Source organism: Massilia psychrophila (genome assembly GCF_002760665.1).
In the GTDB taxonomy this organism is placed as follows: Bacteria; Pseudomonadota; Gammaproteobacteria; order Burkholderiales; family Burkholderiaceae_D; genus JAFCUW01.
The window spans coordinates 107,280-117,798 of sequence record NZ_PDOB01000007.1; the positions used below are offsets into that span (position 1 = coordinate 107,280).

General features: G+C 63.8%; 10 protein-coding genes. 6 read left to right on the forward strand and 4 right to left on the reverse strand.

Translation table 11 applies throughout. The annotated features are described in order from the left end of the window. Window positions 1–119 precede the first annotated feature (119 nt). The gene (locus tag CR103_RS06795; RefSeq protein WP_099915245.1) at window positions 120–419 is read right to left on the reverse strand and encodes an antibiotic biosynthesis monooxygenase family protein; all 300 of its coding nucleotides are present in this window, start codon (window positions 417–419) and stop codon (window positions 120–122) included. A gap of 185 nt (window positions 420–604) precedes the next feature. Here CR103_RS06795 and CR103_RS06800 point away from each other — a divergent pair, with 185 nt between their 5' ends. Both CR103_RS06800 and nudC read left to right on the forward strand, forming a co-directional pair. Then, entirely contained in the window at window positions 605–2,683 is a 2,079-nt protein-coding gene (locus CR103_RS06800) for a hybrid sensor histidine kinase/response regulator (protein ID WP_099915246.1), read from the forward strand. A 323-nt stretch (window positions 2,684–3,006) separates the two neighbouring features. Next, entirely contained in the window at window positions 3,007–3,825 is an 819-nt protein-coding gene (nudC, locus tag CR103_RS06805) for an NAD(+) diphosphatase (RefSeq protein ID WP_099915284.1), read from the forward strand. Here nudC and CR103_RS06810 read toward each other — a convergent pair. Beyond that, on the reverse strand, window positions 3,797–4,687 hold the full coding sequence (locus CR103_RS06810; RefSeq protein WP_180279303.1) for a hypothetical protein: 891 nt from the start codon (window positions 4,685–4,687) through the stop codon (window positions 3,797–3,799). The genes nudC and CR103_RS06810 overlap by 29 nt on opposite strands. Before the next feature lie 190 nt (window positions 4,688–4,877). Here CR103_RS06810 and folE point away from each other — a divergent pair, with 190 nt between their 5' ends. Both folE and CR103_RS24070 read left to right on the forward strand, forming a co-directional pair. Continuing rightward, entirely contained in the window at window positions 4,878–5,441 is a 564-nt protein-coding gene (gene folE / locus CR103_RS06815) for a GTP cyclohydrolase I FolE (RefSeq protein ID WP_099915247.1), read from the forward strand. Between the two features lie 82 nt (window positions 5,442–5,523). Next, complete coding sequence (locus CR103_RS24070) at window positions 5,524–5,886, forward strand: transposase (protein WP_099915248.1); 363 nt, start codon at window positions 5,524–5,526, stop codon at window positions 5,884–5,886. Between the two features lie 63 nt (window positions 5,887–5,949). On the opposite strand, the gene CR103_RS06825 is transcribed toward CR103_RS24070, so the two are convergent. After that, window positions 5,950–6,399 (reverse strand): hypothetical protein, encoded by a 450-nt coding sequence (locus tag CR103_RS06825; RefSeq protein ID WP_099915249.1) that lies wholly within the window; start codon window positions 6,397–6,399, stop codon window positions 5,950–5,952. A 115-nt stretch (window positions 6,400–6,514) separates the two neighbouring features. After that, complete coding sequence (locus CR103_RS06830; protein WP_099915250.1) at window positions 6,515–7,816, reverse strand: cation:proton antiporter; 1,302 nt, start codon at window positions 7,814–7,816, stop codon at window positions 6,515–6,517. 160 nt (window positions 7,817–7,976) lie between these two features. Between CR103_RS06830 and CR103_RS06835 the strand changes: the two genes are divergently transcribed. Beyond that, entirely contained in the window at window positions 7,977–9,650 is a 1,674-nt protein-coding gene (locus tag CR103_RS06835; RefSeq protein ID WP_099915251.1) for an ATP-binding domain-containing protein, read from the forward strand. 82 nt (window positions 9,651–9,732) lie between these two features. Next, the gene (locus tag CR103_RS06840) at window positions 9,733–10,494 is read left to right on the forward strand and encodes a peptidylprolyl isomerase (RefSeq protein ID WP_099915252.1); all 762 of its coding nucleotides are present in this window, start codon (window positions 9,733–9,735) and stop codon (window positions 10,492–10,494) included. Window positions 10,495–10,519 lie beyond the last annotated feature (25 nt).

Sequence of the window (10,519 nt, forward strand, 5' to 3'; positions counted from 1 at the left end):
CGGTTCGCCCTATGGCAACCGGGGTTTTTTTCTTGTCGGCAGTAACCTGCATGGCAAAACTGTTGGCCTGCGCGGTCATCGCCGCGCTGAAATCGCGGTGCCCGGCAGCCGCCGGGTTTTTAAAACCCCGTCAGCGCCACTTCCGTGTGCGTCACATTCGGCGGTCGCGCAAAGAAGCCGCCGGCCAGGCGGCGCCATTCCTGAAAATCGGCGCTTTGGCGGAAATGCACTTCATGGTCTTCCAGCGTGTTCCATGCAACGACCAACAGGTAGTTGTCGGGTTGTTCGATGCGCTTTTCGATGCGCATCGCGGTGCAGCCGCGGGCGCGCTGGAACAGGGGGGCAGCCTGCGCCACCGCGGCGAGAAAGGCGGCGTCGGTGCCTGGTTTGATCTGGATGTCGGCTAATTCTGTGATCATGGTCGCTCCTGGGGCTGTGTGTGAATCGATGGGCGTGTAGCTTATCACTAGTGCCACGCCCTTGGGCCGCGCGCTTGCAAGAGTTGGCAAAGCATCTTTGCTTGCACACTTCGCTCTAATTAGATGAAAAAAAAGATTACGCAACTGGTAGACTGACCGGCTCTAATTTGCCTGGATGAATTATTGTGAGCGAAAACTGCGTTAGTCACACGTGGACTGAAGAAGAACGCCTCGCCGCGCTGAAAAAATACGCGATCCTCGACACCTCGCCCGAGCAGGCGTTCGACGATATCGTCCGGCTTGCCGCGCAATTGCTCGACGCGCCGATCGCCGTGGTTAATCTGATCGATGCCGATCGCCAGTGGTTCAAGGCCGAAATCGGGCTCGGCGTGCGCGAAATGCCGCTTGGCGACTCGTTCTGCAAATTTGCGCTGCTCGAAACCGATCGCCTGGTAGTGACGGATACGCATGACGATCCTCGTTTCGCCGGCAATCCGCTGGCCTTTGGCCCGCCCGGCTTGCGCTTCTACGCCGGCGAAGTGCTCAAGACAGCCGACGGCCTGCCGCTGGGCACGCTGTGCATTATCGATACCAAGCCGCGCCCGCAAGGGCTGACGGCGCTGCAGGCGTTCGCCCTGCAAACCCTGGCGCGCCAGGTATGGAACCAGCTCGAACTGCGCAAGATCGTGCACGACCAGGAAGCGCTGCTGGCGCAACAGCGGCGCATGCAGGCAGAGCTCAAACTGGCGCACGACCGCTTCGAAAACATCGTCAGCCAGGCCGCGACCGGCGTGGTGCAGATCGACGCCGAGGGCCGGCTTACCCTCGTCAATCGAAAATTTTGCGACATGCTCGGCTATGACAAGGCCGATCTGCTCGGACTCGATCTGCTCGCGATTACCGCGTCAGCTTCGGTCGAGACGACAATCGACGCGCTACGACAGGCTATCGCCGAGAACGAGGGAGCGATTGTGCAGAAGCAGTACCGCAAGAAGGATGGTTCCCTGCTGTGGGCCACCAGCAGCCTCAGCGTGATGCGTGGCCCAGATGGCGAGTATCAGGGAAGCGTTGCGATGGTCGTCGACATCACGCAAAGCCGCCTGGCCGAACAGAGCCTGCGACAGTTGGCCGCCGACCTGGCCGAGGCAGACCAGCGCAAGTCGGAGTTTTTGGCGACGCTGGCGCATGAGTTGCGCAATCCGCTGGCGCCGATCAGCAGCGGGCTGAGCCTGCTTAGGCTCGGCGGCGACAATGCCGCATCGGTGGCGAAGGTCCGCGCAATGATGGAGCGCCAGGTCGCACAGATGGTGCGCTTGATCGACGACCTGCTGGACGTGGCTCGTATCAGCGTCGGCAAGATACACCTCAAAAAATCACTCGTCGAACTGAACACCATTATCGCCAGCGCCGTCGAAACGAGCCAGCCCTTCATCGAACAAGGTGGCCACAAGCTGAAGCTGGCGCTGGCGAATGGGGAGATCATCCTCGACGCCGATGCCACCCGGATCGCGCAGGTCATTTCAAATTTGTTGAACAATGCGGCCAAATACACACCGCCGGGCGGGCACATCGATCTCGCGGTGCGCCGCGCTGGCGCCAATGTGCTGATCTCGGTCGATGACGATGGCCTTGGCGTCCCTGCCGAATCGCTGTCGAGCATCTTCGACATGTTCAGCCAGGTGCGCCACAACCTGGGTCGCGCCCAGGGTGGCCTGGGCGTGGGTTTGTCGCTCGTCAGGCGGCTTGTCGAGATGCATGGCGGCACGGTCAGCGCCGCCAGCAACGGTAGCGGCCAGGGCAGCAGTTTCACCGTTTGCTTGCCGCTGGCGCACTGCCCCGCCGTCACACCGCCGCTGCTGCCGGTCGACGCTGCCGATGCCGCGCCCGGCCGGCAATTACGCCTGCTGGTGGCCGATGACAACGTCGATGCGGCCGAGATGCTCGCAGCGATGCTTGCGCTGCAAGGGCATGTGACGTGCACCGCCCATACCGGCCGCGACGCGCTCGCCATCGCGCGCGAATTCGGGCCGGACGCAGCCTTCCTCGACATCGGCATGCCCGACATGAACGGCTACGAGACCGCGGCGGCGCTGCGCACCATCACCGGGCTGGAAACCATCATGCTGGTGGCGCTGACCGGCTGGGGCGACGAGCGCGACCGGGCGCGGGCGAAAGCGGCCGGCTTCGATCACCATTTGACCAAGCCGGCCGACCTTGACGCCATCGAACAGCTGCTGCACTCGCTTGCGCCGGCGGCGAGCTGACGCCTGTCAGCCGAAGGGTCCAAGCTGCTTGTGCGCGGTGCCGCGCTATGCAGTTCGGCCTGGGTTTGCGCTTCCTGGGGCGGCGCCTTGCCCTTAAACTGTTCCCGGTGGTCGAGGATCGGCCCGATTTTGCTGCGTAAAAAGTCCGATAGTGGCATGGCGGTGCCGCCAAAACCTGTTTAGAGCGCAGCACCATGGCGCGTGTTCCGACAGGCTCGGGCACCGGGAAATCAGGCTTGACGCTACTGGCGGCGGGGAAAAACGGTATGATCGCCAAACTCTACCTCGACCCACACCTGTTTCGCTTTTTCCCCCCTGCCTCCATGCTACAAACGCCTGCTTCCTTCGCGCCGTTGATGGCGCCGCAAAACCATGCCGAGCCGCTCACGTTTCTGTTTCACCAAGGAAAACTGCTGGTGCGCGAAGACGACCTGTCGCTGCCGGATGCGGCTGCCGTCGCCCGCCTGCGCCTGGCGCCGCACCAGCTTCATCCGGTCGGCTTGCTGGGTGCTCGCTACTGCCAGGCCGGCTGGGTCGCGAGCGACGATGTACCGGCTGCCGGCTTCGGCTGGCGCGGGTTACGCTCGATGTTCGGGGCGATGGACGAGGACCTGCTGGCGCTGGCGGGACGGGCCTTCCAGATCGCCGAATGGGCGCGCACCCACCGCTACTGCGGCGCCTGCGGCAGTACCATGGTCCTTGCCACCGGCGAGCGCTGCTTCAAGTGCGTGCGCTGCAGCCACCTGGCCTATCCGCGCATCTCGCCGGCCATGATGGTGTTGATCCGCAAGGGCGACTCGGTACTGCTGGCGCTGCATACCGCCTCGCCCACCAAGCGCTTCACGGCGCTGGCCGGCTTTCTCGAAGCGGGCGAATCGGTGGAAGAGGCGGTGCACCGCGAAGTGTTCGAGGAAGTCGGCCTGCGGGTCCACAATTTGCAGTATTTTTCCAGCCAGTCGTGGCCTTTCCCGCATTCGCTGATGCTGGCCTTCACCGCCGACTACCAGAGCGGCGACATCCGGGTCGACCAGACCGAAATTGCCGAGGCCCGCTGGTTCGGTCCCGGCGACGACTGGCCGGAACGGATCGCCCATGTGTCGGTTTCGAGCCTGCTTATCGACGCCCATCGGCCGCCGGCGTAGTAGTGGAAGCGCTGACCTTGAGCGTCATCGGCGGCGATTTTTCGTCCGGCTTGTTGCCGGTGCCGCGCAGCTGCATCGTGCGCTGCAGCATGTCGAACCAGAACGGCGCGCCGAACAGCGCGGTCGAGGCAGTGATGAGCCAGCCGGCCACCTGCAGCAAAAAGGCCTGGTCGAACACCGGGGGGAATTTGGACCAGCCGATCGGCAACGTGAACAACAGCGCGAGGGTGCGCTGGTCGATGCTCGACGGCGCCGCGGAAATCTGCGCAGCCACCGCCGGGTAGTGCCACAGCGAACGGAACAAATGAATGCTGTCGATGTTGAACACGATCGCGAACAGCAGCGACAGCAGCAGGCTGACCAGCAGCGAACGGCGCTTGTATGAGCCCGACACGCGCTCCATCGCACTGTTGAACCAGCCGGCCACCCCATCCTGGAACGCTGCCAGATTGCCGCCGGTGCGCTGGTAGATGCCCGCCAGCGCCGCGCGCACCTGCGGATCGCCGATGGCGTCGATGTCGCGCCCGAGCTGGGCGTAATTGCCCGGCACGCTCTGGATGGCGTCGACCAGCGCGATGGCGAAGTGCATCGGCTCGACGTAGGACGGTTTCGACTTCAGCGAACCCTGGTTGGCGGCCTGGCCGTCATCGTGCGGATTGACCAGCGCATGCGAATACAGGTCGCGCGCCAACCCGGTGAACTCCGGATCGTTGAGCATGCTTTTGATACCGTCGAGCAGCGTGTGGGCGCGCAGCCGCAGCGCCGACGCCAGCGCCTCCTGCACCGAACTGACAGTCAGCGCCAGCGTGGCGTAGCAAAAGGTGAGGCCGACCGCAACTTCCAGGACAGTGCTGCCTAACATGACGTTCTCCCATTGGCATTGACACCATCAACGCTAGCGCAGGCCTGCTGTGGACGAGTTCGGTTTGCGCAAACTGCAGCGCTGGCGCCGGCCGGCCAGGCGCGCACAACTTGCCGCGGGTTCTCGCAGGTTCTCGCAGTTTCTTGTAGTTTCTATATACTGTCCGCATTCGTATATATGAGGTAGCCCCATGTCCCAAGATGCGTTCTCCGAAAAAGACTGGCGCCGCCTGATTGCCAGCTTTGGCGAAGATCCGGACCGTCCCGGCCTTGTCGAAACCCCGGCGCGCGTGGCCAAGGCGTGGAAGCACTGGACATCCGGCTACCAGCAGGACCCGGTCAGCCTGCTCAAGGCGTTCGAAGACGGCGCTGAACAGTACAATGAACTGATCGTGGTGCGCGGCATTCCGGTCTACAGCCATTGCGAACACCACCTGGCGCCGTTCTTCGGCAAGGCCACCATCGGCTATCTGCCGAACGGCAAGATCGTCGGCCTTTCCAAGCTGACCCGGCTGGTCGACTGCTTCTCCAAGCGCCTGCAAGTGCAGGAACGCATGACGATCCAGATCGCCAATGCGTTGATGGAAGTGCTCGAGCCGAAAGCGGTCGGCGTGGTCATCAAGTGCCGCCACCTGTGCATGGAAAGCCGCGGCATCCGCACCCCCGGCGAAGAAACTATCACCTCGGCGATGTTGGGCGAATTGCAGCCGAACCTGGGCCTGCGCACCGAATTTCTGGCGCTCGCGCGCGACTGACGCCCCGCGCAAATTTGACACTGCGCGAATAATTCGGGAACCTGTTCCACATCGCCGCCTCCAACTTGATTTGGGGGCGAAGATGTCACGGCCTGAATTCCCCAGCGATATCTCGCGGGAAGACTTCGAGCGGGTGCGCCCGATGCTCGAGGCGGCGCGGCGCAAGACGCGCCCGCGCAAGCACGACCTGTACGATGTGTTCTGCGCGGTGCTGTATTTTCTCGACAGCGGCGTGCCCTGGCGCAGCCTGCCGCCGGCGTTTCCGCCGTGGCGTACGGTGCACGAGTATTTTACCCAGTGGACGCTGGCGCGCGGCGACGAGTCCGGGCTGCTCGAGCGCGTGCTCGAACACGCCGGCAAAGCGGCGATGATCGAGCCGCTGCACAAGCGCATGGGCCAGGGCGCCGTGACCACTGCCGATGCGCAGCGCACGGCGGCGGGTTGACCGAAGCCTTGAGGCGGTCAACCTCAGGCGCGCCTGAACCGGGTCATTGACGCCGCCGTGAGTCTATTCAGTGACAGCAGCGGCGGCACCCGGGTCGGCCGGCCCCGCCGCACTCGCAATTTTTTCGAACACCATCTTGTTCTCGCCATCGAGCCGGAAGGTGCCGAGCTGTTCACCCAGCTCGTCTGTCGTCGGTTCGGTCAGCCGGGTGCAGTTCTGGGTTTCGACGCGGATGACCTGCTTGCCGACGCGGACCGAATACACATTGTCGCCGCCCGAATACAGCGCGATCGCGAAATCGGCGGCCGGCAGCGTCGTCATCGGGAACTGGCGCTGGCAGTCCGGCATGTGGGCGGCGACCAGTTTGACGACGACGTCGTCGTTCCAGAAATACGCCTGCTCGGCGCGCACCGTCAGCGAATGGCTGGCGCCGTCGATGTAATAACTGGCCGATTGCCTGATGCAGCCTGCCAGCAGCAGCGGGGTCAGTAAAATCAAGATGCTGCGCTTCATGGCGTGCCCGTCGTTGGGTGGTGGTCAAATTTCCTCGACGAAGTATAAAGTAATACGCTGACGGTACGGAGTCTGCTGTGATGCGCAAGTGTCGTCGCCGCTGGAAGTAGCGTCCTTACTTCCGGCGCCAGTACTTGTCCATCATCGGCTTCACGCTGATGCCGTGCACCAGGATCGATAGCGCCACCACGATCACCGTTATCTGCGTCAGTTCACCCGTCAGCGTGCTCGGCAAGCCGTTATTGACCGCGTACATCAGGTAGTACACCGAGCCGATGCCGCGCACGCCGAACCAGCCGATGATCAGCCGCAGCTTGAGCGACGTGCTGGTTCCTGCCAGTCCCAGCATCACGCTGACGGGGCGCGCCACGAAGAACAGGAACAGGGCGGTGCCACAGGTGCGCCAGTTCCAGTCCTGCAAGGTCAGCATACCGCCCAGCAGCAGCACCAGGGTCAGTTCCGACAATCGCTCCAGGTGCTCCTTGAACACCAGCGATTCGGCGCTGACGGTCAGCGGCACCGGCTGGTCCGGCACCTCGTCGTTGGCCGGATCGGCCTTTGGATCGTCCGGCACCAGCAAGCCCTGGCGGTTCTTGTGGGCTCCCGTCAGCAGCAATTCGGTCTGGCGCAGTGCGACGCCGGCGAAGAACACGGCCAGGAAGCCCCACGCATAAGCCAGCAACGAGACGCCATAGACGACGGCGATCAGGCCGAGCCCGACCAGGTCGTCGAGCACGTCGTGCCTCGGTTCCTTGTTGCGCAGCGCCCAGCCCAGCTTGCCGAGCAGGGCGCCCGCGCCCAGGCCGATCGCCACCGCGCCGAGGGTCGCCCAGATGACGTCGACCAAGGCCCAGCGCCAGGCGAATTCGGCCAGTTCGGCTGCGCCGAGCAGGCCGAGGCCGAGCATGACGAACGGAAACGCCGAGCCATCGTTCATGCCGGCTTCGGACGTCAGGGTAAAACGCAGCGAATCGGCGTCGCCGGCGTGGCGCACCTGGACGTCGGTGGCCAGCACCGGATCGGTCGGCGCCAGGATCGCGCCGAGCAAGATGCCGGCGCCGATCGGCAGGCCCAGCACGTAATAGGCGAACGCCGCCACCAGCGCCACCGTGATCGACATCGATACCCAGGCCAGCCGGAACGACGGCCCCCAGCGCGCGGACGTAATCGGTACCGGCATCTTGACGCCGGCCGAAAACAGCGAAATGAGGACGGCGATCTCGGTCAGGATTTCCAGCATGTGCGACTGGTCGACGGCGCGAAAATGGAAGATGCCCAGCACCATCGGACCTAATATGATGCCGAACGCAAGGTAGACGATGGCCGAGGTCACCGGCAGGCGCGAAATGGTCGTTGCCGCCAAGCCGCGCGCCAACATCAGGCAGCCGATCATGAGAAACCAGTAGGTCGGGGTCATCCGCGGCCTTTGCGAGGATGTTGCGAAATAATGATTCTACGATTTAGCCCTGGTAGCAACCGCGCGATTGCCGAGCGGAATTTATTTACGCGGGGCGGCCACCGTCTTGGCGCTACAATAAGACTTTCAGCTTCGGCGCGGCTACCGGCGCCCACCTTTAATGGCCCACATCCATCCGGCAGGCTGGCGCGAAATGTCCGTCACCGGCGCCGCCGCGCGTGAAATCGAGACGCTCGCCTACCTCGATGTCGCCCTCGAAGACGCCCCTTACAGCATCTATCATGGCGTCCACTGGACCAACGTCGAGCATGGCTTTTCGGCCTATGGCGAAATCGATTTTATTGTCGTCGCGCCGAGCGGGCGGGTGCTGGTGATCGAACAGAAGTCGGGCTTTTTGACCGAGACCCCCGACGGCCTGGTCAAGCGCTACCAGGGCAGGGCGAGCAACGTGCGCACCCAGATCCTGCACACCATCGACGGCCTGGTCAAGCGCTTCGCCAATGAGCCGGGGCCATCGGCGCTGTCGATCGACTACCTGCTGTACTGCCCCGACTACCACGTGCGCGATCCGCAGCTGGCCGGCATCGACCCGCGCCACATCATCGACGCCACCGCCAAGGACCAGTTGGCCGAGGTTATCCGCGAGGTGCTGCCGCTGCGGCAAGCCGACGCTGCCGGTGACCCCGACGATCACGCTAAGCAGTTCGACAAAGTCACGCGCTTTCTCGGCGACACACTCAGTCTGCGGCCCGATCCCAGCGCCATGATCGGCAGCGCCGCCCAGATGGTCACGCGGCTGTCCGGCGGCCTGGCGACCTGGGCGCGTCGCCTTGATTTTTCGCCGTTCCGGCTGCGCGTAATCGGCACCGCCGGCAGCGGCAAGACCCAGCTGGCGCTGGCCGAATACTACGCCGCCGTCGACGCCGGCCTGCGCCCGCTGTACGTCTGCTTCAACCGGCCGCTGGCCGACCATATCGAGCGCCTGGTGCCGCCCGGCGGGCGCGTTGCCACCTTCCATATGCTCGGCGACGCGTTTTTGCGCGCCGGCGGCGTCTCGCCCGACTACAGCTCGGCCGACGTCTGGGGCCGGATGGAAACCGCACTCGCCACCGAAGAGCTGCCCGAGGCATGGAAATTCGACGTCCTCATCGTCGACGAAGGCCAGGATTTTTCCGGCGCCTGGCGCGACATTTTGCTGCGCATGCTCAAGGAGGGCGGGCGCGCCACCTGGCTCGAAGATCCGATGCAGAACCTGTACGGACGCGAGATGGTGGTCCTCGACGGCTGGGTGACGTTGCACTCGCAGACCAATTACCGCAGCCCGCGCCAGATCGTCGACATGCTCGCCGCGATCGGCGGCGGCGTGCGCGAGGCGGTCGAAGCGGGTAGCCCGTTCGACGGCGCCGACATCGACGTGCTGGCGTATGCCGAGGGCGACAACGCCGCCATGATCGCCCAGACCAAGCATGCCATCACGCTGTGCCTGGCCGCCGGTTTCGCCCGCCACGACATCGCCATCGCCTCGTTCCACGGGCGCGCAAAGTCGGCCCTGCTCGACCTCGACACGCTGGGCGACGCCCACACCCTCAAATCGTTCACCGGCGCCTACGACTTGTTCGGCAACCCGATTTTTCGCGAAGGCGCTCTGCTGGCCGAATCGGTGTACCGCTTCAAGGGGCAGTCGGCGCCGGCCGTCATTTTTACGGAGGTCGATTTCGACAGCATCGATGAACTGGTGTTTCGCAAGCTGTTCGTCGGCATGACGCGGGCGCGCTTGAAGCTGGTGCTGGTGCTCAGTGAGCGCGCCGCCGCTAAATTGCTCGAACGTCTCTGAGTTGCTCGAACGCATGTGAAGTCTGGAACTTCGGCTCGTCATCGCTTTCTAACCTGATTGAAGAAATTCGGGAGCAGGGAACATGACGGCGATTGTGCGCATCGACAATGAAGTCATCGGCACCGACGATTTCATCCGGACCTTGAAGCTCAGCGGACAGTTCGAGGGGCTGATCGAACAACTGGTGCGCGACAAGCTCACCGTACTGGCGGCGAAAAAATCCGGCCTCCAGCTCGCGCCCGAAGACATCCAGCAGCGGGCCGACCAGTTCCGCCGCACACTGGGCCTGCACCGGGCGGCCGACATGAACCACTATCTCGACACGCTGGGCGTAAGCCTGGACGAATTCGAAGATTTCGTTACCGACGGCCTGTACCAGGAAAAAATGATGGCGCAGGTGTGCAACGACCAGGCCGTCGAACATTACTTTAAACTCAATTCACCCCGTTTCGACAGCGTCGAAGTGAGCCACATCGTGCTCGATACCGAAGGCAAGGCGAAGGAGATGATGTCGGCCCTGCAGGACGACCCGGACAGCTTCGCCGAGATGGCGCGCGAGCATTCGATCGGCGACGCCCGCGAGCGCGGCGGCGTCATCGGCAAGGTGCCGCGCGGCGCCCTCAAGACCGACATCGAGGCGAGGGTCTTCAACGCCGCCGCCGGCGAACTGCTGGGGCCGTTCCCGGCGCCCGACCGTTCGTTCTACGAAATTTTCGCCGTCAACGCCAAGTACCCGGCCGCGCTGGACGAGGAGACAGCCATCGAGGTGCGCCGCCTGCTGCGCGAGCAATGGCTGGGGGCGCGGGCGCAGGAGCACATCATCGAGGCGGTTTCCAGCCGATGATTGGCAGGCGTGGCGGGCACGGCAT

Excerpts from the sequence above, each read along its gene's own strand:
- CR103_RS06795 (WP_099915245.1), bottom strand. The coding sequence starts at position 419 with ATGATCACAGAATTAGCCGACATCCAGATCAAACCAGGCACCGACGCC.
- nudC (WP_099915284.1), top strand. The coding sequence starts at position 3,007 with ATGCTACAAACGCCTGCTTCCTTCGCGCCGTTGATGGCGCCGCAAAAC.
- CR103_RS06810 (WP_180279303.1), bottom strand. The coding sequence starts at position 4,687 with ATGTTAGGCAGCACTGTCCTGGAAGTTGCGGTCGGCCTCACCTTTTGC.
- folE (WP_099915247.1), top strand. The coding sequence starts at position 4,878 with ATGTCCCAAGATGCGTTCTCCGAAAAAGACTGGCGCCGCCTGATTGCC.
- CR103_RS24070 (WP_099915248.1), top strand. The coding sequence starts at position 5,524 with ATGTCACGGCCTGAATTCCCCAGCGATATCTCGCGGGAAGACTTCGAG.
- CR103_RS06825 (WP_099915249.1), bottom strand. The coding sequence starts at position 6,399 with ATGAAGCGCAGCATCTTGATTTTACTGACCCCGCTGCTGCTGGCAGGC.
- CR103_RS06830 (WP_099915250.1), bottom strand. The coding sequence starts at position 7,816 with ATGACCCCGACCTACTGGTTTCTCATGATCGGCTGCCTGATGTTGGCG.
- CR103_RS06835 (WP_099915251.1), top strand. The coding sequence starts at position 7,977 with ATGGCCCACATCCATCCGGCAGGCTGGCGCGAAATGTCCGTCACCGGC.
- CR103_RS06840 (WP_099915252.1), top strand. The coding sequence starts at position 9,733 with ATGACGGCGATTGTGCGCATCGACAATGAAGTCATCGGCACCGACGAT.